This is a genomic window from Salipiger sp. PrR002 (assembly GCF_010500775.1).
Lineage (GTDB): Bacteria > Pseudomonadota > Alphaproteobacteria > Rhodobacterales > Rhodobacteraceae > Salipiger.
This window is the reverse complement of record NZ_JAAGOU010000023.1, coordinates 1-19,208: the sequence shown is the minus strand read 5'-3', so window position 1 is coordinate 19,208 and position 19,208 is coordinate 1. Positions and strand designations below refer to the sequence as shown.

At 62.5% G+C, this 19,208-nt stretch carries 22 protein-coding genes; 14 read left to right on the top strand and 8 right to left on the bottom strand.

Annotated features, from left to right (window positions below; all coding sequences use genetic code 11):
* The first annotated feature begins 58 nt into the window (after positions 1–58).
* The 5 genes from G0A00_RS18895 to G0A00_RS18875 all read left to right on the top strand — a co-directional run bounded on the left by G0A00_RS18895 (position 59) and on the right by G0A00_RS18875 (position 2,493).
* Positions 59–478 carry a hypothetical protein gene (locus G0A00_RS18895; protein WP_074855011.1) on the top strand — a complete coding sequence of 140 codons (420 nt, stop codon included), beginning with the start codon at positions 59–61 and terminating at the stop codon, positions 476–478.
* Positions 471–1,115, top strand: coding sequence for a hypothetical protein (locus tag G0A00_RS18890; RefSeq protein ID WP_043872315.1), 645 nt, complete (start codon positions 471–473; stop codon positions 1,113–1,115). Before G0A00_RS18895 ends, G0A00_RS18890 begins: the two co-directional genes overlap by 8 nt.
* A 65-nt stretch (positions 1,116–1,180) precedes the next feature.
* Positions 1,181–1,582: an MbcA/ParS/Xre antitoxin family protein gene (locus G0A00_RS18885; RefSeq protein WP_028095451.1), complete on the top strand. Its 402-nt coding sequence runs from the start codon at positions 1,181–1,183 to the stop codon at positions 1,580–1,582.
* Positions 1,579–2,280 carry an RES family NAD+ phosphorylase gene (locus G0A00_RS18880; RefSeq protein WP_078542905.1) on the top strand — a complete coding sequence of 234 codons (702 nt, stop codon included), beginning with the start codon at positions 1,579–1,581 and terminating at the stop codon, positions 2,278–2,280. The genes G0A00_RS18885 and G0A00_RS18880 overlap by 4 nt, the downstream gene beginning before the upstream one ends.
* A 36-nt stretch (positions 2,281–2,316) precedes the next feature.
* Positions 2,317–2,493, top strand: a complete 177-nt coding sequence (locus G0A00_RS18875) for a DUF1778 domain-containing protein (protein WP_018065915.1) — start codon at positions 2,317–2,319, stop codon at positions 2,491–2,493.
* 82 nt (positions 2,494–2,575) lie between these two features.
* Here G0A00_RS18875 and G0A00_RS18870 read toward each other — a convergent pair whose 3' ends face one another.
* The 3 genes from G0A00_RS18870 to G0A00_RS18860 all read right to left on the bottom strand — a co-directional run bounded on the left by G0A00_RS18870 (position 2,576) and on the right by G0A00_RS18860 (position 4,957).
* A complete protein-coding gene (locus G0A00_RS18870) occupies positions 2,576–3,493 on the bottom strand; it encodes a nucleotidyl transferase AbiEii/AbiGii toxin family protein (RefSeq protein WP_164183345.1) in 918 nt (305 codons plus the stop codon).
* A complete protein-coding gene (locus G0A00_RS18865) occupies positions 3,483–4,295 on the bottom strand; it encodes a type IV toxin-antitoxin system AbiEi family antitoxin domain-containing protein (RefSeq protein ID WP_038070221.1) in 813 nt (270 codons plus the stop codon). Before G0A00_RS18865 ends, G0A00_RS18870 begins: the two co-directional genes overlap by 11 nt.
* 365 nt (positions 4,296–4,660) lie before the next feature.
* Positions 4,661–4,957, bottom strand: a complete 297-nt coding sequence (locus G0A00_RS18860) for a hypothetical protein (RefSeq protein WP_038070220.1) — start codon at positions 4,955–4,957, stop codon at positions 4,661–4,663.
* A 177-nt stretch (positions 4,958–5,134) separates the two neighbouring features.
* Here G0A00_RS18860 and G0A00_RS18855 point away from each other — a divergent pair, with 177 nt between their 5' ends.
* From G0A00_RS18855 to G0A00_RS18840, 4 genes are all read left to right on the top strand, one after another.
* Complete coding sequence (locus G0A00_RS18855; protein WP_164183343.1) at positions 5,135–9,511, top strand: strawberry notch family protein; 4,377 nt, start codon at positions 5,135–5,137, stop codon at positions 9,509–9,511.
* Between the two features lie 3 nt (positions 9,512–9,514).
* Positions 9,515–10,546, top strand: a complete 1,032-nt coding sequence (locus tag G0A00_RS18850; protein WP_074646426.1) for a toprim domain-containing protein — start codon at positions 9,515–9,517, stop codon at positions 10,544–10,546.
* 362 nt (positions 10,547–10,908) lie between these two features.
* A complete protein-coding gene (locus G0A00_RS18845; protein ID WP_009574188.1) occupies positions 10,909–11,841 on the top strand; it encodes a DUF2493 domain-containing protein in 933 nt (310 codons plus the stop codon).
* 84 nt (positions 11,842–11,925) lie between these two features.
* Positions 11,926–12,198 carry a WGR domain-containing protein gene (locus G0A00_RS18840; protein ID WP_074646427.1) on the top strand — a complete coding sequence of 91 codons (273 nt, stop codon included), beginning with the start codon at positions 11,926–11,928 and terminating at the stop codon, positions 12,196–12,198.
* Between the two features lie 261 nt (positions 12,199–12,459).
* Here G0A00_RS18840 and G0A00_RS18835 read toward each other — a convergent pair whose 3' ends face one another.
* The 3 genes from G0A00_RS18835 to G0A00_RS18825 are packed head-to-tail and all read right to left on the bottom strand — an operon-like array spanning position 12,460 to position 14,235.
* The gene (locus tag G0A00_RS18835) at positions 12,460–13,248 is read right to left on the bottom strand and encodes an ImmA/IrrE family metallo-endopeptidase (protein WP_009574185.1); all 789 of its coding nucleotides are present in this window, start codon (positions 13,246–13,248) and stop codon (positions 12,460–12,462) included.
* On the bottom strand, positions 13,245–13,658 hold the full coding sequence (locus tag G0A00_RS18830; RefSeq protein WP_074646428.1) for a hypothetical protein: 414 nt from the start codon (positions 13,656–13,658) through the stop codon (positions 13,245–13,247). Before G0A00_RS18830 ends, G0A00_RS18835 begins: the two co-directional genes overlap by 4 nt.
* Positions 13,645–14,235: a hypothetical protein gene (locus tag G0A00_RS18825; RefSeq protein ID WP_009574182.1), complete on the bottom strand. Its 591-nt coding sequence runs from the start codon at positions 14,233–14,235 to the stop codon at positions 13,645–13,647. The genes G0A00_RS18830 and G0A00_RS18825 overlap by 14 nt, the downstream gene beginning before the upstream one ends.
* A 162-nt stretch (positions 14,236–14,397) precedes the next feature.
* Here G0A00_RS18825 and G0A00_RS18820 point away from each other — a divergent pair, with 162 nt between their 5' ends.
* The 5 genes from G0A00_RS18820 (at position 14,398) to G0A00_RS18800 (ending at position 17,854) form a co-directional block, all read left to right on the top strand.
* Positions 14,398–14,937, top strand: a complete 540-nt coding sequence (locus G0A00_RS18820) for a multiubiquitin domain-containing protein (protein WP_051130673.1) — start codon at positions 14,398–14,400, stop codon at positions 14,935–14,937.
* The gene (locus G0A00_RS18815; protein ID WP_040403102.1) at positions 14,934–15,314 is read left to right on the top strand and encodes an E2/UBC family protein; all 381 of its coding nucleotides are present in this window, start codon (positions 14,934–14,936) and stop codon (positions 15,312–15,314) included. The genes G0A00_RS18820 and G0A00_RS18815 overlap by 4 nt, the downstream gene beginning before the upstream one ends.
* A complete protein-coding gene (locus tag G0A00_RS18810) occupies positions 15,311–16,720 on the top strand; it encodes a ThiF family adenylyltransferase (protein WP_009574181.1) in 1,410 nt (469 codons plus the stop codon). Before G0A00_RS18815 ends, G0A00_RS18810 begins: the two co-directional genes overlap by 4 nt.
* 5 nt (positions 16,721–16,725) lie before the next feature.
* Positions 16,726–17,085 (top strand): DUF6527 family protein, encoded by a 360-nt coding sequence (locus G0A00_RS18805; protein ID WP_226946310.1) that lies wholly within the window; start codon positions 16,726–16,728, stop codon positions 17,083–17,085.
* 82 nt (positions 17,086–17,167) lie between these two features.
* Positions 17,168–17,854, top strand: a complete 687-nt coding sequence (locus tag G0A00_RS18800) for a helix-turn-helix domain-containing protein (protein WP_040403100.1) — start codon at positions 17,168–17,170, stop codon at positions 17,852–17,854.
* A gap of 81 nt (positions 17,855–17,935) precedes the next feature.
* On the opposite strand, the gene G0A00_RS18795 is transcribed toward G0A00_RS18800, so the two are convergent.
* On the bottom strand, positions 17,936–18,391 hold the full coding sequence (locus G0A00_RS18795) for a hypothetical protein (protein WP_009574178.1): 456 nt from the start codon (positions 18,389–18,391) through the stop codon (positions 17,936–17,938).
* A 183-nt stretch (positions 18,392–18,574) separates the two neighbouring features.
* Positions 18,575–19,208: Fic family protein (locus G0A00_RS18790; protein ID WP_164183341.1), on the bottom strand; the 634-nt coding region annotated here is incomplete at its 5' end.

Sequence of the window (19,208 nt, the reverse complement as noted above, 5' to 3'; positions counted from 1 at the left end):
TTCATCCCGATTCAGTACCCGGCCTCTTGGCCGGGTCTTCCCCATTAAGGAGGTTCCCATGGCAGATTACTTCACCCATTTCTCGTGCCTGCTCGACGTCGGCAGCCCCGACAAGGCTGCCCGTGCACTCGCGCTGTTCCAGGAACTGCGCGCTGCGGATCAGGACGCCGACGACCCGGATGTCGCGGGCTTCGATCTCATGCGCCAGGACGCGCCCGAGGGCAGCAGCCTCTGGATCCATGATGACGGGAACGGCGATGTCGAAGCCGTCATCCGCTTCGTCCTGCGTCTTGCTGAAGAGCTCGACCTCACCGGCCCTTGGGGGTTCCAGTATTCTCTGACCTGCTCTCGGCCACGACTCGACGCCTTTGGTGGCGGCGCGCATGTCATCGATCTCGGTGCGCGCAAATCCATCGGCTGGTCCAGCACGCAAGAATGGCTGGCCGCCGCATTGAACGGGGAGGACATCGATGCCTGAGGTGATCTGCACCACCGTCTACCAGTTCCCCGAACTCTCGGATGCCGCCAAGGAGAAGGCCCGCAACTGGTATCGCGACCTTGGACCCCACGACGACTGGTGGGATGCGGTCTATGAGGATTTCGAGCGGGTCTGCGAAATCCTCGGCATCTGCCTGAAGACCACCGCCGTCCGCCTGATGGGTGGCGGGGCGCGGGCCAAGCCTTGCATCTGGTTTTCCGGTTTCTGGAGCCAGGGCGACGGCGCCTGCTTCGAGGGCTACTGGTCCCACGCCAAGGGCGCGGCCACGCGCATCCGGGACTACGCCCCGACCGACGCGACGCTGCATGGCATCGCCGACCGTCTGCAGGCCATCCAGCGGCGAAACTTCTACCAACTCGCCGCCGAGGCCAGCCACCGTGGCCGCTACTACCATGAATACACCATGTCGATCGACGTCACGCGGGACAGCCCGAGGTGGCAGCCGCCGACCGAGGACGCCGAGGAGCTCGTGACCGAGGCGCTGCGCGATCTGGCCCGCTGGCTCTACCGCCAGCTTGAAGCCGAATACGACCACCTTACCTCGGACGAGGCCATCGAGGAGGGGATCATCGTCAACGAGTATACGTTCACGGAAGGAGGGCGGCGGTTCGGGTAACAGTGATCAACGCGCAAGGTTCATTTGATCTTTACAGTAAGTCCATATGGACTATATTGAAGCCAATGGAGGACGCCATGTACGTTGCAGAGAAAATCCGGGAACCCGCACAGATCAACGCCGTCGCGTTGAAAGCTTATGCACGCGTGGCCGATGCTTGGGGTCTCAGTCTCAAGGAAGCGGCTGGCCTTGCCGACATGTCAGAGAGCACGTGGAAGCGCGCCAAGAAGCCGGATTTCGCTGGGGAGCTCACCAAGGACCAACTGCTGCGGCTCAGCGCTGTAATTGGCATCTTCAAGTCGCTTGAACTCTACTTTTCGGAGCCTCTGGCAAAAAGCTGGTTCACCCGACCGAACAAGGGGCCGCTCTTTGGTGGAAGCCGACCAGTCGACACCGCCATCGACGGGGGTTTGCCGCAGATCCTCGCGGTTCGGACCTATCTTGATGCGTTGCGTGGTGGGGCATGAAGCAGACCGAGATTTCCGATCGCGGTCTCGTTCGTCTCCTGCCCGCCACCTACCACAAGCCACCATCGCTGCGCGGTCTCGTCGATACCGATGACGAGATGGAGATCTTGGCAGAGATCGAGGGCCTGACCAGTGGACGTCTACAGGCCGAACGCGGGCGCAACCCGCATCTGGACCCGCGCGAACTCGCTTGGCAACGCCGCAGCCGCGATCTGCGCATCTATGGGGACAGTCACGTCAACGCAGCCTTCACTTACACCCGCGCCGGCGGAAACCGCTTCAACGCCGAGGAGCGCGGCGCTTGGTACTGCGCATGGGATGTGATGGTTTCTGTCAGCGAAGTGGCCTGGCACCGCACACGCGAACTCGGCTTTACCGGCAGCTTCCACGACAGCGCCCGCTATGTGGAATTGCTGGCCGACTTCATCGGCGTCTTCAACGACATGACCGATGAGGCAGGTCATCCGGCGCTGCATCCGGATCCGGCTGTCGGGTATCCCGAGGGCCAAAGCCTGGCACAGCATCTGCGTCGGGGCGGATCCAAGGGCCTGATTTACCCTTCGGTCCGGGCTCCTGCACCGGGCGGGAATTGCCTGGTCTGCTTCGAGCCCCACGCAATTCAGAACGTTCGTCCGGGCGCGTCTTGGGATCTTGTTTGGGATGGGACACCGCACTACTCGATTGCGGCTGTCAGCTAATCCGCAAAACCGTAATTGCCCCGGAGGCCTATAAGGATGGCAACGCCTGATATTGAAAGCCCTGACCGCACCGATCTCAAGCAGATCGACCATGCGCACTTCTTTGAAGCGATGGACTCGCCGCCTTTGCCGACCGAAGCACTGCGCTCTGCCTTTCGTCGGGCGAAAACGCGGTCATTTCAGCGAAACACAGGGCTTGGAAGCGCCGACTGAGTTCACCCGTCTTCGGCGCCTCCCATCGACGCGATGAGGACGGCCAACGCAAAGCGCCCCTCACGACGGTGATGGCCGTGGCTCAACCCAGGAGCTTCAACAAGGCGTCGCGCTGCGCTGCGTGCTTTTCGGGGTTGTCGCGCTTCAGTTTGTTCAGGTTGAGAAGTTTCCACTTCACGGCCGGTAGGTCAGCGGCCTGCGAACGGTCGATCGCCGCGAAGTCAGGCTCGCCGTCCTGAAGCGTCAGGAGGAACTGCCTCGCCTTGTCATCGAGCCTCGATTGCAGATCGGCGACCAACTTGAGGCGCGTCGCCAAAAGCGTAGCGAGCGGGACGGGTGTTCTGGTCATGCCTTCGAATTCCCGCGCGTAGGGTTGCTCGAGATCGATCAGGTTCGGATCGAGAAGCTCATGCGCCGGTCGTGGCGAACTGGCGACATAGATCAGGAAGGTGTGGAAGAGGTCCTGCGTCAGTCCCTCGTTTTCGTAAAGGAGCGTGACGTCGTAGAGATCCCGGGGATGCTGCCTGTCCAGGGCGGCGTGCAGCTTGCCAGCGAACAGATCCTCGAACGAGACGATCTGCATTTCGGCATAGCCATAGGCATCCTCCACGGCGGCAGATACGGTCCGGACTTCCGGGTCGTGGACTACGCCCCGGGTCACGCGCGAGGTTTCGATCTTGATCTCGGCATTCCCGAGGCGCGCCAGGAGCCGGGTGGCTCCGCCGCCGCCCCCTTGGATGCGCTGAGTTTTTGCCCCGCGGATACCGGTCTCGATGGAAGCCGCGATGCGATCCATCGCGGCGTTGATCTCGTCCAGGCTCTCGGCGCGTTCCTTGATTGGCAGGTAGGTCAGGTCGATGTCGACCGACAGCCGAGGCAGGTCGCGGTAGAAGAGGTTGATGGCCGTCCCGCCCTTGAGCGCGAAGACGCTTTCGCCCGCGACATTGGGCAGGACGCGCACCAGGAGCGCAACCTGGGCTTCATAGGTCTCACGCGCCATTTTCGGCCTCCGGTTTCACGAATTCTTCTGGCACCATGATCCGATAGCGCGGGTGGATCTTGCCGCCCTGGATCAAGGCTCGGTCGCCGCTTCCGAGGTCGAATGCCTGCGGGTCGATCCGTTTGCGCCAGGGATGATCGTGGCGGTCCGCGAAGACGAAGAACAGGCGCTTGACCTTGATTTTCTGGCACGCTTGCAGGAGGTCGGAAATCAGCCTTGGGCGCAGGGTTGTCAGGCTCTCGAAGACCATGTCGAGCGTGTGGAAACTCTCATGGTGGGGCAACTCGTCCATGGCTTCCAGGATTGCGCGCTCCGGCGTCGACATCGTCAGACCCCAGTCCCATGGCAGGCCAGAATTCTTGCCCTCGATCACGCCCAGCTTCGGATCGGTGAACAAGGAACGGGGGCGGATACTGAAAGGGGCATCCGTCGGCAGTTTGATCAGCCAGTTCGGGACCTTGTCCCCATAGACCCAGACTGGAGCGCTTTCCCCCAGGCGGAGGTAATGGGCATGTCCTTGTTCACCGAGTGCCGTTGTGCTCCCGACATGCAGATCATGACCCATGATATGTTGCATCGAAAGGATGCAGGTCTTCCAGTCGATGCTGTTGGACGCCTGCATATTCGGGACTGGTCGGCGGAAGACACCGCGTGCGATGCGCTCCAGCCAGCCGCGTTTCACATAGTCACGGAAGCTCTCATAGGCGATGCCCTGCGAGACGAGCCATGCCGCGTCGACCAGATACCCGGCGGGTACGGCATCGAGCACTTTCTTCAGATTCTGTGACCTTGCGGTGTCCATGATACCTAAAGTGATAGATTTTCAAAGAGACATCTACAGTTTTCTTTGATGAAAATGCTTTTCCTGCGTTATGGACGCTCCTATCTCACCATTTCCAAAGAACTTAGGGACTAGCCCCAAGGGGAGGGAGATCTGAAGACGCTGGGTTGAGAGACGGCTACGACTTGCGGTGGTTACCGAAGGTCGCAGCGGTGCACCTCCCGGCGTGCCGCCGGAACCAGACCTTGGTCCTTCGGACAGGAGCTTGACCGAGGCTGATGTCCCGAAGGTCCAGTCTGCCAACCTACAGCTTGGCAGCTGCGCTCGGTTTGCCAAACCGCGGTATGGCAGAATCTCCGGCAGGTCGGAGCCAGCCGGTGCCGTTCTCACCTGTTCCCGTCGATCCACTTCGACATGAGCCCCCTGTCGCGAAAGCATTCGTCCGGAACGGCGCGCCTTTTGATCCGGGCGAGTTTCTCAGCGAAGGCCACCTGCTTGGACGTGGGCAGCCGGTCCATGTCCGATACCGGTTTCAGCTGGGCCTGAGCCTCGATCCAGGCGCTCAAAGATCGCCGGTCTTGCTGAACCTCCCAGGGCAGGAGCGTCCGGTTGCGCAGGGCGAGCGACCGCGCATAGGCAATCTGCTTGGGCGTTGCGGGCAGGGCGTGCTTGGTGCTTTCCATGGTGGAACCCCCTTTCTGACTTGGCTCTGAGCATAGAACATAACAAGAACAAAATCAAGCCAAGCGTCGGGAACACCTTGGTGCGAAAGGGAGAGAGGGGCCGGGAAAGATCAGGTCCGAGGCTGCCCGAGAGAGGGTGTCCGGGCCTGATCCTGTCCTTCATTCCGGAGTTTCCCGATGACCCACCTTGCCCCCGTTGCGCAGGCGTCCTTGCCTGCGCCCATTGTCCCGTTGGCAGCAAATCCCGCCCCTGCGATCGTTGCTGTTGCCGAAGCGCTGCAGCCCGATCTGGCGCAAGGGCTTCAGATCGACGCGCTGCGCCTGCGCCGCGAGATGGAACATGCCTTTGGCGGTTCCGATGCGACCGGTGCTTGGGACTGGAAGCTCGCCTATGAGGCCGGCGAGGTGGCGCTGGTTCTGTTCTTGCGGAAATTCGGCCGCGCCCTTCTCGCCCGGGCGGGCTCGCCTGCGGCGCTCTTGCCGATCCTCGCCAAGGTGGCAGGCCTCTTGCCCACGCACACCCGGCGGTCGGAAGAGATGGAGCGCTTTCAGCAATTCTCGACGCCGCTGCCCATGGGGCTCGCGGCTGTGGCGGCAGCACAGATCACGGCCCGTGATCTTGTCCTAGAGCCGTCTGCCGGGACCGGGCTTCTGGCGATCCTCGCCGAGATCGCCGGCGGCACTCTGGCTCTGAACGAGTTGGCGGACACTCGCGCCGATCTTCTGCGCCTGCTGTTCCCGGCCCGACCGGTCAACCGGTTCGATGCCGCGCAGATCGATGATCATCTCGACGCCTGCTCAAGCCCGAGCGTCATCCTGATGAACCCGCCCTTCTCGGCCCAAGCCAATGTCGATGGTCGGTCGACCGAGGCAACGGCCCGGCATCTGCGTTCGGCCCTTGCCCGGCTGGCCCCCGGCGGGCGGCTCGTCGCCATCACAGGGGCCAGTTTCGCGCCGGATGCGCCGGCCTGGGCCAAGACATTCGGCCGTCTGACCGAGACGGCCCATCTCGTCTTCACCGGCGCGGTATCGGGCGCGGCTTTCGCCAAGCATGGCACGAGCTTCGAGACGCGGATTTCTGTCTTCGATAAATGCCGCGGCGGCGAGCCGGGCGGCACCACCGCAGACCTGCGCCAGCAGATGTCCACTGACGCCGCACATCTGATGTCCCGGATCACCGCCGAGGTCCCGCCGCGTGTCGAGCTGGATCAGGCCGCAAATGCGGGTCTGGGCCACTCTTCCCTCTTCCCAGGAAATCATGCCCTCACCGCACGCAAAACCACCAGCCGATCGCGCGCGACCTCTGCCGCTCAACCGGCGAAACCAGACACACCGATCGAGGCCGAGGACCTAAACTACGCACTCCGCGACGCCGCCGAGGACGAAGACGCCGCACGGCTGTCCGATGCGATCTACGAGACCTTCCGTCTGCAGGCTATCGACATCCCAGACGCCGCATCGCACCCGACCAAGCTTGTGCAATCGGCGGCCATGGCCTCTGTCGCACCGCCGAAACCCACGTACCGCCCCAAGCTGCCCCCGGCCGTCCTGCGCGACGGCCTGCTGTCCGACGCGCAGCTCGAGACCGTCATCTACGCGGGCGAGGCGCATGGCGCGCATCTCACTGGGTCTTGGACCGTCGATGAGACCGGAGACGTGGTCTCGGCCGCGCCCGACGAGGCCGCTGACGCCGTCCGCTTCCGCCGCGGCTTCTTCCTCGGCGATGGCACCGGGGCGGGAAAGGGCCGTCAGTCGGCCGGGATTCTGCTCGACAACTGGGCCCGAGGAAGACGCAAGGCGCTCTGGATCTCGAAGAGCGACAAGCTTCTGGAGGATGCGCAGCGCGACTGGTCGGCGCTTGGCCAGGAGCGGCTTCTGGTGACGCCGCTGTCGCGTTTCGCACAAGGGCGCGACATCCCTCTGACCGAGGGCATTCTCTTCACCACCTATGCGACGCTGCGCTCGGAAGAACGGGGGGCCAAGAAATCCCGCGTTGAACAGATCGTCGACTGGCTCGGGACGGATTTTGACGGGGTGATCATCTTCGACGAAAGCCATGCCATGGCCAATGCCGCCGGGGGCAAAGGCGAGCGGGGCGATACCATGGCATCGCAGCAGGGCAGGGCGGGTCTGCGCCTGCAGCACAAACTTCCGAATGCCCGCGTGGTCTATGTCTCGGCCACGGGCGCGACGACGGTCCACAACCTTGCCTATGCTCAGCGTCTCGGGCTCTGGGGCGGGGAGGATTTCCCCTTTCAGACCCGGTCGGAATTCGTGGAAGCCATTGAGGCTGGCGGGGTCGCGGCGATGGAGGTTCTGGCCCGCGACCTCCGGGCGCTCGGCCTCTACACAGCGCGGTCGCTTTCCTATGACGGTGTCGAATACGAGATGCTGGAACATGCTCTTAGCTCCGAGCAGCGCGGCATTTACGATGCCTATGCCGGGGCCTTCGCCATCATCCACAACAACCTGACCGCGGCGTTGGAAGCGGCGAACATCACGGGCGACAGCGGCACGCTCAACCGGCAGGCCAAGTCTGCCGCGCGGTCAGCCTTCGAGTCCGCCAAGCAGCGATTCTTCGGCCATTTGCTCACCTCGATGAAGACCCCCACGCTGATCGCATCTATCGATGCCGATCTGGCTGCGGGTCATGCGGCGGTCATCCAGATCGTCTCGACGGGCGAGGCACTGATGGAACGCCGCCTGACGGAAATCCCAACCGAAGAATGGAACGATATCCGCTGTGACATCACGCCCAGGGAATACGTCCTGGATTACCTCGCCCATTCCTTCCCGGTGCAGCTCTACGAGCCTTTCACCGACAGCGAAGGTAATCTTTCGTCGCGCCCCGTCACGCGCGACGGCCAACCGGTCGAATGCCGCGAAGCCGTCCGCCATCGTGACGCGCTTATAGAAAAGCTGGCTTCGCTGCCGCCGGTCCCTGGTGCGCTCGATCAGATCGTCCAGCGCTTCGGCACGGATCTCGTGGCCGAAGTCACGGGCCGCTCGCGGCGCATCGTGCGCAAGGGCGAAGGGCATTCGGCACGGCTCGTGGTGGAGAACCGGGCTGGAGCCGCGAACCTCTCGGAGACCCAAGCCTTCATGGATGACGAAAAGCGTATCCTGATCTTCTCGGACGCCGGCGGCACCGGGCGCAGCTATCACGCCGATCTTGGGGCGAAGAACCAGCGCTTGCGGGTCCACTACCTCCTGGAGCCCGGCTGGAAAGCAGACGCGGCGATTCAAGGTTTGGGCCGCACCAACCGCACCAATCAGGCGCAACCGCCGCTCTTCCGACCGGTGGCCACCGATGTGAAGGCGGAGAAGCGGTTTCTGTCGACCATTGCGCGCCGCCTCGACACGCTTGGCGCGATCACGCGTGGCCAGCGCCAGACCGGAGGTCAGGGGCTGTTCCGGCCTGAGGACAACCTCGAGTCGCCTTACGCCCGCGATGCGCTGCGCCAGCTTTACCGCCGCATCTATCGCGGTGATGTGGCGGGCTGCTCGCTCGGGGCTTTCGAGGATGCGACCGGGCTCAGCCTGACGGATGACAACGGCCTCAAAGACGATCTGCCGCCGATCACGACCTTCCTCAATCGCCTGCTCGCACTGACGATCGACATGCAGGCCGTGCTGTTCTCGGGTTTCGAGGAATTGCTCGATCAGCGCATCGAAGGTGCCATCGCTGCCGGGGTCTATGACCTCGGGCTCGAGACGCTGTGCGCCGAGAGCTTCCGCGTCACGGATGCGCGGGTGATCTACACCCATCCCGGCTCCGGCGCGGAAACCCAGCTCCTGACCATCGCGGAAAAGCGGCGCAACACGCCGACCGCGCTCGTGGATGCGCTGGACTTGCTCGACGACCCGAAGGCGCGGCTGCTGGTCAACAGCCGCTCGGGCCGCGCCGCGGTGCAGGTGCCTGCCACCAGCCTGATGCTGGATGATGGCACCATCGAGCCACGCCTCAGGCTGATCCGCCCGCTTGATGCCAGCACGGTCCCGGCCAAGGTCATGGAGGACACCCACTGGCTCGAGGCCGACCGCGCAGCCTTCTCCGCCGCCTGGACTGCGGAACTGGTCGAGGTGCCGGAGTTCTCGGAAACCACGCTGCACATCGTGGCTGGCCTCCTGTTGCCGATCTGGAAGCAGCTCCCCCAGGATGAAACCCGCGTCTACCGCCTTCAGACCGATGACGGGCAGCGCATCATCGGCCGCCGCGTCTCGCCTGCCTGGGTCGCGACCACGCTTGCCGCCGATGCGCCCAAGCTCTCGGCCGCGCAGGTCCATGCCCTCGTTCTGGAGGGCAAGACCGTGGTGTGCCTGTCCGAAGGGATGGAATTGCACTGCTCGCGCGTCATGGGCGCGAACCGGATCGAACTCTCGGGCTTTTCGGAGGCCGCCAAGGATCGGCTCAAGGCCGATGGCTTCTTCTCGGAGATCATCAGCTGGAAGCTTCGGCTGTTTTGCCCGACCGACGCCGATGGCGTCGCGATACTGGATCGTCTGCTTGCACGTTGTCCTGTCGCAAGGCTACATGATCGCGGAGGTTGTTGACCCATGTATTCCGAGACCGAAGACCTCGTGCGCGATCTGGCTGAAAATGCCGAAGGCGTCTGTCGTGCCTACCTTCCCGCCGGACGGCGGGAAGGATCCTACTGGATCGTCGGCGATCTGCAGAACAACCCCGGCCGGTCGCTCTTCGTGCGGTTGACGGGCCCTGCGTCGGGACCAGGGGCAGCGGGCAAGTTTACGGATGGGGCCACAGGCGAGCATGGCGATCTCTTGGACATCATCCGCGCCCGGATGGGGATCACGCGCTTCCCCGACCTTCTCGCCGAGGCCCGAGCGCATCTTGGCCGTCCGCAGCCGGTCGTCCCGGATAGGCAAGAGCCGAGGAAGGCCAAGGCGCTCGGTGGCACTCCTGCGGCGGCGGCGCGTTTGTTCGCTGCCTCGAACCCGATCACAGGCACGCTTGCTGAGACCTACCTCCGTTCCCGAGGCATCACCCAATTCGGGGCGAACGGCGCCTTACGCTTCCACCCGAAGTGCTGGCATCGGGAAGAGGGGCAGACCCGGAACATCCCCAGACCGGCGATGATCGCGGCGGTTACCGATGGGGCAGGGGCCGTTCAGGGCGTGCATCGCACCTGGTTGGCCGCTGACGGGCAGGGGAAGGCGGCAGTGAAGCCAGAGCGTCGGGCTATGGGTCACCTCCTCGGCAATGCTGTCAGGCTGACCCCGCAGGATGACATCCTCGTCATCGGCGAAGGCATCGAGACCATGCTGTCCCTGTCCGAGGCAATCCCAGGTCTGCCCGTCTGGGCGGCGCTCTCGTCGGGACACCTCGGGGCGGTTCTGCTGCCGGAGGGGCTCCAGCGCCTCTACATCGCCATCGATCGCGATCCGGCCGGGCATCGCGCGGCAGAGAAGTTGAGCGCCAGAGCCTCCGAGGTCGGGGTGCACGTGCGCGTGCTGGAGCCGCGGCTCGGGGATTTCAACGATGATCTTCGGGCAAACGGCAAGGACGCGCTGCGCCAGCATCTGGCGGGTCAGATCGGGCCAGAGGATCGGCATCGCCTGCCCAGCTGAGCTGCATCGCGCAGGGGGGGCTGGGAGTACGGGGAAGGGGGCTGCATCCCAGTCGTGGCTTTGGATCGTCGTCCTCACCCCATCCCGGGCCTTCCGCATCCACCCGTCACCCGAGCGGCCTTCAAGAGATGGGCAGGCCGTCAAAGCAGTTGCCCCTGCAAGGTCGGAAGGGAAGCTATTTCCGCCGGCGGCAAAGCCGCCTTTGCATCGCGAGACAAATAGCTTCCCTGCCGACCTCCTCCACGTTGTTCCGGCCCCGGTGAAGCCGGGGTGAAGGGGCAACCGCCCCGACGGCTCGGGTCTGCCCATGAAGGCCGCGCGGGATGACGCGCGGACGAGACAGGCCCGGAGGCAAGAAACCGATGACGATCCACACCCACGACGACGCGTATGAACCCGCCCATAGCGCATCCCAGACCGCCCATGCGCTCGACGAGCTCCAGCTCTACGGCTATCGCCCCTTTGACGGGCCCGATCCGCGCCCGATGCCCGATGGGCAGCGCCTCGCCGTCGCCGTCGCCGACATCTTCGACGCCCTCGTCGCGACCCTGGAAGACACCCGTATGGAACCCGACCTCGAAGAGGTGCTCTGGGGCCAGGTCAACCTCTTCCACCGCGCCACGGCCCGGATCGAGCGGACGCTCGATGAGAACGAGCAGGCGCAGCGCCGCCTCCAGCGCGAGCAGGACGGCTCCGAAGTGAAGTCCGTCGAACTCGAGCGCCTGACGGCCGAAGGCCTGACTCTCGTTGAACGGCGCAACTGCATGGACATGATGCGCGATCACGCCGCCACCGAGTTCGTCCATCACACGGGATCGACCTGGCGCCCCCGCACCGGATCAATCGTGAACCGCCAGCACATGACCGCCGCTCTGATCGACAGCCGCGATTTCCTGGCCGCCAAGCGCCGCGCCGAGACCGAAGTGATGCTGCCCGCTGGTCCCAAGGTCGCCCTCACCGGCGGGACCGATTTCAACGATCACCGCCTGATCTGGGGCAAGCTCGACCAGGTCCGGACCAAGTATCCCGACATGGTCCTCCTGCACGGTGGCAGCCCCAAAGGCGCAGAGCTCATCGCCGCCAAATGGGCCGAGGCTCGCAGCGTGACGCAGGTGGCCTTCAAGCCCGACTGGACCAAGCACGCCAAGGCAGCGCCCTTCAAGCGCAACGACGCGATGCTGGATGTGCTCCCGGTCGGGGTCCTCGTCTTCCCCGGAACCGGTATCCAGGAAAACCTCGCCGACAAGGCCAAGAAGCTCGGCATCCCGGTCATGAAGTTCGAGAAGGGGGCGTGAGCCCTCTCTTTCTTTTCGGGACAGAACAATGTGGAAACGTCGAAGAGCGCTTGATATTGTGGTCTGGAGAGAGGCGCCAACAACATGTTCGACACGTCGCAGCAAATGGAAGTGTTCCCGACAACGGTCGATCTCAAGCGGATCGACCCGTCTCTCAACATGCGGCGCTTCTATCGAATGAGCGTTCAGCCGGACCTGTTTGGCGGCGCATGCCTTGTGCGGGAATGGGGCCGTATCGGGCTTCGAGGGCAGATGCTAATCGAACAGCATGATGACGAGGGCAGGGCGGTCAACGCTCTGATGAAGCTGTCGGCGACGAAGAAGCGGCGGGGCTACAAATTATTGGGCGAAATTTGAAGAAGCGGCCCGATGCAGCCACTGACTTTGAACTCAAACGCTGCACGGTCATTTCCCAAGAGATGTATTGCTTTGAAGCGATACGCGAAAGGCTGTGAACGTGAAGCGCAAGCCGACCAAGCACGTGATCTAGAGCAGGAGCGGCAGGTGTACGAACGCATGCTTGGGAGACAGTCTGAGGCATCTCGTCAATACAGCGTGGGTAAATTTAAGTCAGCTTGAGCACTTGCTGGGTGAAGAAGCTATTGAAGTTGTGAATTTTTATCGCGCCATCATGTATTCGCTCTTCAGGACCAGCAAGGTCATGACCTCGTCGTCACCCACACGGAACGACTGCTCAGCAAGCTCATACCGATCGGCGCCCTCTGTATCGAACCAGGTGTCCGCGTCCATAAGAGACAGCGAGATGTCGTCCCGGGCTCCCTTGTGCAGGATATCGTGAGCGTTGCTCTGCGGGTCAAGTGTTCGACGCAGGAACCATCGCTCCCCGACGCTCTTCGATCTCTTGAACCAGTTGAGGCCGCCGCGGCTGTAAGAGGCCAGGAGGCTCGGCTCGAAATCCAGATCCACCAAGCGATACGCCATGGCCGTCTTGCTGACAGAAAAGGCGTCCGAAAGAAGACGGACGGTGCGCATATCGAATTTCTTGAAGTCATTCAGAGCGCTCTTGAGCATGAACTCCGGCATCAACAGCTCTGAGGCGAACCGGTTGGCGCCCTTCTCTCGGGACATTCCTCGTTCCCGCCCCTTGCTACCCCCGATATCCTCTTTTGCACAAAACAGATGTTCTCCCCTGTGCCATTCCCAGTGCCCCAGTTCGTGTGCGAGGGAGAACCTCTGGCGCCGTAGATTTCCATGCGCGTCATTCACGGCGATTATCGCGCGGCCGACGTCAGCTCGACCATGGATGCAAGCCTCACATCCGTCCATTTCCCGGTAGTCAACCTTGGCACCTTGAAGCCAGGCAATGGCTTCAAGGTTGATGTCTTCCGGTCGCTTCAGGCGCAAAGCCTGGAGGATCTCCTCAGCACGACGCGGAGAATGAGTCATTCTTCATCGCCGTTTTTGTCAGGCCAAGCGTCATCGTCGAACAGGTCTTCCAAGTCCTTCTCGATCCCTTTTCTGTCTCTCTCCGACAGCTTCTTTCCATGACGAGCGGCCACCGTATCGGGCATGAAGTTGCCAGGCCTGTTCGCAGGCCTGCGTTGAGCCATGGAGACGACATTTTGGTCGCGCGTTGCACGATCTTGCTCAGCTGCGGCCTTGGCTTCCTTCATTGCCATTTCGGCGACCTCGTCTTTCGCGGTCTCCAGCCAAGCTCTCATGCGATCACCGAAAGCAGCAATGTCCTCCCCGGCCTCTTCAGCCTCTTTTCGAATATCCTCGTCTGAAGCGTTCGTGATAGCTTCGTCGATTTCCTCCGCCAGGCGATCTTGAAAGGTTTTCTTATCCTTCGCCATTGAGCATCTCTTTCATTTCCGGGTGTGCGTTGCGTGTCCTTTTGACCCGCTGCACCACCGTGTTGTATTCCCTTTCATTCCAGTCGAGGCCCGTCATGATCTCGGACTTCGATTGCCCTTCCTCCAGAGCCAGGAGGTATAGCTGTGAATCGTCATCACCCTCGAAGAGCGCCATGAAGCGGGCCATAAATTCTTTCTCGAAGAGCTGCCCTTCTTGGTTGCACGACGAGGCAATGTCCTTCGCGGCCTCCATGTCTTTGTCGGCGTTCTTGCGAAACCCGATCTTAGGCCGCTCCGATGCAATGCTCCGCATCACGCCGGAGAGAAAGTCCATAAGTGCAACACCTTTGGGCCATTGGCGTGTCCCGGTGATCTCACTTTTCATCACCCTCATGACGGCCTCTTGAAGGACCTCCTCCTCGTCGCCGACTCGGTTGTTCCGAATGCACCAGTTACGCGCCTTCTGAAGGAGCTTTCTGAGTGCGACATCATCGCGGAAGAGAAGGTCCAGTTCGTCAGTGAATTCCTTGAGGGTATTGAACTCTTGGGGTGTGTCTTTCGCCATGCCAATCGCCATCTTCGCTGCTCTTAATATACATATGCGCACGCAGCGACCTATCGCAGTCAAGAAAATTCAAAAAAATATTAAGGCTACGAACGCGAACACTCTTGTGCCGCGCATACACCATTGATGGCGCCTGCTGCGGGCGTCGAGCAGACAAGAAAAGGATTTGCTGCCATGACTACCGAACAGATGGAAATCGAAGATCTCCAGGCCGCCCTGAAGGCCGGCCGCAAGCCCCGCGACCACGGACCCTACAAGGTCAAAGTCGGCGACCACGACCTGAAGTTCACCGACGCCGTCATCGACGATCCGACGCCCACCGGCCGCCAGATCATCGAGGGGGCCGACTTCCGTAAGGCCGAGGAACACCTCGTGTTCCAGGTGCTGCGCAACGGTGAACTTGAAGAACTGCGCCTCGAGGAAACCACGGATCTGCGCCCTGGCCAGGTCGAGCGCTTCCTGGTCTTCCCGAGCGCGGAATCCTTCCGCTTCGACATCGATGGCAAACGCCTCGAGTGGGGCCACAAGGTCATCAGCGGGCGCGTGCTCAAGAAGCTGGCCGGGGTCGATCCCGCGAAGTTCGCCGTCTGGCAGGTGATCCCCGGCAAGGATGACATCCTGGTCGGCGACACCGATCTGATCTGCCTCGCGGATGCTGGCCTGGAGCACTTCTTCACCGGCGTGCCCCAGACCACGGAAGGGGGTGCGGCATGAGCCTCCTCCCCCGTCAGGATCGCCTCTACCTCGAGGGTCGCGGCATCACCGTTCGCGAGGTCATCGAAGGCGGAAAGAAGGGCGTGATCCTCACCGGGATCACGCTGCCGGAAGGCAAGTATCAGGTCGCCCAGGTGGATATCCTGATCCTGCTGCCGCCCTCGTATCCCGAGGTCGCCCCCGACATGTTCTACGCCGTGCCGCATCTGAAGCTCCTTGCCGGCCAGCGTGAGCCCCGCTGCACGCAGGCACGCCAGGCCTTTGATGGCCAGAACTGGCAGCGCTGGTCTCGCCATAACAACCAGTGGCGTCCCGGCACCGACGGCATCTGGACCATGCTGAAGCGGGTCGAAGAGGCCCTGGAGGTGGCGGCATGAAGCGCAGCGACATCACCCTCCACGCCCGTCACCGCGACAAGCTGCAGGCGCTGCTCGCGCACCCCCGTGGGCACGAGGGCGCCGCCTACATGCTGCTCGGCAAAAGCGAGATCGCGCAGGACCCCTGGGACCTCGAGCCGCGGACCCGTTACACCTCCTACGAGGTCATCGCGATCCCGCAGGAGGACCGCGTCGATGCCAGCGACAAGCACGTCACCTGGAATACCAACTCCTTCGCCCAGCTCTGTCGCCGGGCCAAGGAGGAAGGCCTGGTGCCGGCGATCGTTCATAGTCACCCGGGAGGCTTCGACGGTTTCTCGGACCAGGACGATCGCAACGAGCGCGACCTCTTCACCATGGCTCGGAACCGTAACGGCGAGGGGACACGCTTGGTGAGCGTCGTGCAAGTCGGTGACGGCCTCTACCGGGCACGGGTCTGGGAAGACGACATGGCACCCTTGCCCTGTCACCGCGTGACCGTCATCGGCATTCGGCTCGAGATCCAGTCGACCGACGTGCCGACCCCGTCGGAAGCCTTGGCCCGGCAGGCACTGGCCTTCGGGCCGGAGGTCAACGGACTCCTCAAACAGCTCTCCGTTGCCGTGGTCGGCTGCGGCGGCACCGGCAGCCCGGTGGTCCATCTCCTCGCTCGCCTCGGCGTGGGGCGCATCTTGGTCATCGACGATGACGTGGTCGAGCATTCCAACCTGAACCGCCTGTATGGCGCGACCCGAAAGGATGCCGAAAACGCGGTGCCCAAGGTCGACGTCATGGCGCGCGAGGTGACGATGATGGGCCTCGACGTCGAGATCCGGTCGATGAACGGCTGGGTGGATGCGCCGCATATCCGTGACGCGCTGAAATCCTGCGACGTCATCTTCGGATGCACGGACGATCACGCCGGGCGCCTCTACCTGAACCGCGTGGCGCACTTCTACCTGATCCCGGTCATCGATGTCGGGCTGGTCCTCATGCCCCGTGACGATGGTGAGCCCGGCCTCCTCGAGATGGCCGCGCGGGTCAGCGTGCTGTTTCCCACGTCGGCGTGCCACGGCTGCCGCGGCACAGTCGATCGCGTCAGGGCTCGCGAGGAGGACCTCCAGCGATCGGACCCCGCCGAATATGAACGGCAGAAGACCGAAGCCTACGTCCGCGGCGGAGGTAATCCCGCGCCGGCCGTCGTGACCTTCACCTCCGAGGCCGCCACCATGGCAGTGAACGAACTTCTTGCCGGTCTCGTCGACTTCCGCGGCGGCGGTGGATGGACATGGCAACGCTATCGCAAGCTCGACAAGGGTTTAGAGCGTTCGCAGGCGGCGCAGCCCCGGTCCGACTGCCCGGTCTGCGGCAGCGAGGAATACTGGGGTCTCGGCGACATCGATCCGTTCCTGGATCGCATCGGGTGAGCGGGATGATGATCGACATTCTGCGGAAGAGCCTCGAGCTCTTCCGCCTCATTCCACGAAGTGATCTGCTTGCCAGGGTAACACCCACACACCCGACGCCGGATCAGATCGTGCCGGGGGAGATGACCATCGTGCGCGATGGCGTCGACAAATGGGCCTGCTTCCACTGCCCTGGTGGGTGCGGCGAGACCATCAAACTGTCCCTCAGCAAGAACCGGAGGCCCAGGTGGACGGCCATGTCAGACTGGCTGAGGCGCCCGACCATCTCGCCGTCGGTCCGCCAGACGAACGAATGCCGGTGTCACTTCTGGATCCGGCAGGGGCGGATTGACTGGTGCAAGGACAGCGGCCCCGGGGCGGGATAACAGTCGAGCGTTCGGGTTGCGTTCGGGGCCCCCCCAGAGCCGGCGTGCCATGCTATTCCTGTCAGCAACATGGAGTGATCTGATGGAAACGATGGAACGAGACGCCGAGTATATCGCCAACCAGTGCAAGTATATCCGCAAGATGTTCTCTCTAACCCAGGAGAACCTTGCGGACACCTCCGGGTTGACGGTCCGCACGATCCAGAAGGTGGAAAGCGGACGGCACGTGCCCGAGGTGCAGACCTTGCGAAGCCTCGCGCGCGGCCTCGGGTTCGACATCAAGGTCTTCTCCAAGCCCACCCCCGAGGAGGAGAAGCGCCAGCAGGAAGAAATGGAGCGCGCGCTGAAAAAGACGGTGCTTGTGCCCACGTCCCCCATCAGGAAGCCCAACGACTTCTATTCCCGTAACCGCGAATGGCACGGGCTCCTGATCAACGCCGGCGCGGTGGAGGCCGGCAATGCCCTCGAACTGACTGCCGCGATTTCGGACTGGATGACCGATCTGGACGGGATCTGGGATATGAGCAGCGCCGGCCAGCGGCTTGAGTATTCGGCCGCGATCTCTGCGCTGTGTCTCGAGTTGGAGGGCCTCGGATATCTCATGCACTTCGGTCACTTCCGACAGCAGCACATGCACGACAAGGGGATGATCCTGGATATCGGGATGATCACCTTTCTTCCGAAGGCCGGCCACGACGGCGTCCGCTACGGCATCGTCACCCTGGAAGACCCGTGGGAGGTTCCAGAACAGGATCGCCCCAAGCTGTGATTTGTTCTCGACGGGCCTCTCTGTCTGGTCATGACCATCATCTGCACGTCTGTCGCAGGCCTGGCCATATCGGCCGGGCCTCTACTTTTCAGAGCTGACCGTCATGAGACGACAGGCGAGCTCACGGTCGCCCCATCGGGCCGCGAAGGCCTCGCTTGTCGAGAACCAGCCGCCATCGTCGCCCTGGCCGTGGTTGGCCCCCATACAGGAACACTGGCACTCATGGCCGATGGCGTTCATGCAGGCCGGAGCGCAGATCTCCTGCTCCCGGTAGGGTTGGATGACATAGATCAGGCCCCAGCGGCGAAGACAGCGGTTCACGAGGTCATTGAACCATGCCTTGGGACTCTCCCAGCATCCCAGTGCCGAGTTCCAGCTTGGCCGGATACGCCGGCCATTCCTGAGCCAGGCATAGTTGTCGTCCGCATAAGGAAGGCGGACCCTGACCCGTTCGCCCTTGCCGTCACGGCGAAGCGCGACAGGGATTGTCTTCTGGTTCCATGCCGCCTTCAGGCGGCCTTCGTCCTGTATCGTCATGCTCGTTGCAGCTCAAACAGGCTGAATCCGGGGAAGCATTCTCAATAAAGCGCTACTTGGAGCTATTTTACCGCGCTGGTTTTTTCAGATTCTTAGCTAGCCCGATTCAAATATCAATAGGGCAAAAAAATTACATAAAACGAATTATCGGATTTTTTATAAATTGTTGTTTTCATGCAATTTTTATTCACTCCAGTCGAGTTTCAACCAGTATCGCGTGTGCCTCCGCTCGCCGGTTCGAGCGAGCACGCCCTTCTCGACCAGATCCTGCAGATCGCGGGTCGCGGTCGCGCGTGAGGTTCCGGTGATCTTGAGGTAGTTGTCGGCGCTGAGGCCGCCTTTGAAACCGCCAGGGCCTTCCCGCAACATTCGAGCGATGGCCTTGGCCTGGCGTTCGTTCAAGTGGTCTCTGTGACGATCGTAGAAGTGTGCCTTGCTGATGAAGAAGCCGACGCGGTCGAGTGTTGCCTGTTGGGCTTTCAAGACAACTTCCGCGAACCAGACGAGCCAATCGGTCACATCGAGCGTTTTTTGATGCTGCTCGAGCTGGTCGTAGTATGCCTTGCGCTGCTTCTCGATGGTGAAGGCGAGCGAGATGAGGGTCGGCTGGCCAATATTCTGCGCCAGCGACTTTTCAGCGAGGGCGCGACCCAAGCGTCCGTTGCCGTCTTCGAATGGGTGGATGCTCTCGAAATAGAGGTGGCTTAGCCCTGCGCGCGTCAGCGCTGGAAGCGGCTCTGCTCCCCCCGGCCCGGTCTTGTTGTACCAATCCGCGTATCGCTCCATCTCAGGCATGACCCGCTCCGAGGGCGGCGCT

Excerpts from the sequence above, each read along its gene's own strand:
- G0A00_RS18895 (WP_074855011.1), top strand. The coding sequence starts at position 59 with ATGGCAGATTACTTCACCCATTTCTCGTGCCTGCTCGACGTCGGCAGC.
- G0A00_RS18890 (WP_043872315.1), top strand. The coding sequence starts at position 471 with ATGCCTGAGGTGATCTGCACCACCGTCTACCAGTTCCCCGAACTCTCG.
- G0A00_RS18885 (WP_028095451.1), top strand. The coding sequence starts at position 1,181 with ATGGAGGACGCCATGTACGTTGCAGAGAAAATCCGGGAACCCGCACAG.
- G0A00_RS18880 (WP_078542905.1), top strand. The coding sequence starts at position 1,579 with ATGAAGCAGACCGAGATTTCCGATCGCGGTCTCGTTCGTCTCCTGCCC.
- G0A00_RS18875 (WP_018065915.1), top strand. The coding sequence starts at position 2,317 with ATGGCAACGCCTGATATTGAAAGCCCTGACCGCACCGATCTCAAGCAG.
- G0A00_RS18870 (WP_164183345.1), bottom strand. The coding sequence starts at position 3,493 with ATGGCGCGTGAGACCTATGAAGCCCAGGTTGCGCTCCTGGTGCGCGTC.
- G0A00_RS18865 (WP_038070221.1), bottom strand. The coding sequence starts at position 4,295 with ATGGACACCGCAAGGTCACAGAATCTGAAGAAAGTGCTCGATGCCGTA.
- G0A00_RS18860 (WP_038070220.1), bottom strand. The coding sequence starts at position 4,957 with ATGGAAAGCACCAAGCACGCCCTGCCCGCAACGCCCAAGCAGATTGCC.
- G0A00_RS18855 (WP_164183343.1), top strand. The coding sequence starts at position 5,135 with ATGACCCACCTTGCCCCCGTTGCGCAGGCGTCCTTGCCTGCGCCCATT.
- G0A00_RS18850 (WP_074646426.1), top strand. The coding sequence starts at position 9,515 with ATGTATTCCGAGACCGAAGACCTCGTGCGCGATCTGGCTGAAAATGCC.
- G0A00_RS18845 (WP_009574188.1), top strand. The coding sequence starts at position 10,909 with ATGACGATCCACACCCACGACGACGCGTATGAACCCGCCCATAGCGCA.
- G0A00_RS18840 (WP_074646427.1), top strand. The coding sequence starts at position 11,926 with ATGTTCGACACGTCGCAGCAAATGGAAGTGTTCCCGACAACGGTCGAT.
- G0A00_RS18835 (WP_009574185.1), bottom strand. The coding sequence starts at position 13,248 with ATGACTCATTCTCCGCGTCGTGCTGAGGAGATCCTCCAGGCTTTGCGC.
- G0A00_RS18830 (WP_074646428.1), bottom strand. The coding sequence starts at position 13,658 with ATGGCGAAGGATAAGAAAACCTTTCAAGATCGCCTGGCGGAGGAAATC.
- G0A00_RS18825 (WP_009574182.1), bottom strand. The coding sequence starts at position 14,235 with ATGGCGATTGGCATGGCGAAAGACACACCCCAAGAGTTCAATACCCTC.
- G0A00_RS18820 (WP_051130673.1), top strand. The coding sequence starts at position 14,398 with ATGACTACCGAACAGATGGAAATCGAAGATCTCCAGGCCGCCCTGAAG.
- G0A00_RS18815 (WP_040403102.1), top strand. The coding sequence starts at position 14,934 with ATGAGCCTCCTCCCCCGTCAGGATCGCCTCTACCTCGAGGGTCGCGGC.
- G0A00_RS18810 (WP_009574181.1), top strand. The coding sequence starts at position 15,311 with ATGAAGCGCAGCGACATCACCCTCCACGCCCGTCACCGCGACAAGCTG.
- G0A00_RS18805 (WP_226946310.1), top strand. The coding sequence starts at position 16,726 with ATGATGATCGACATTCTGCGGAAGAGCCTCGAGCTCTTCCGCCTCATT.
- G0A00_RS18800 (WP_040403100.1), top strand. The coding sequence starts at position 17,168 with ATGGAAACGATGGAACGAGACGCCGAGTATATCGCCAACCAGTGCAAG.
- G0A00_RS18795 (WP_009574178.1), bottom strand. The coding sequence starts at position 18,391 with ATGACGATACAGGACGAAGGCCGCCTGAAGGCGGCATGGAACCAGAAG.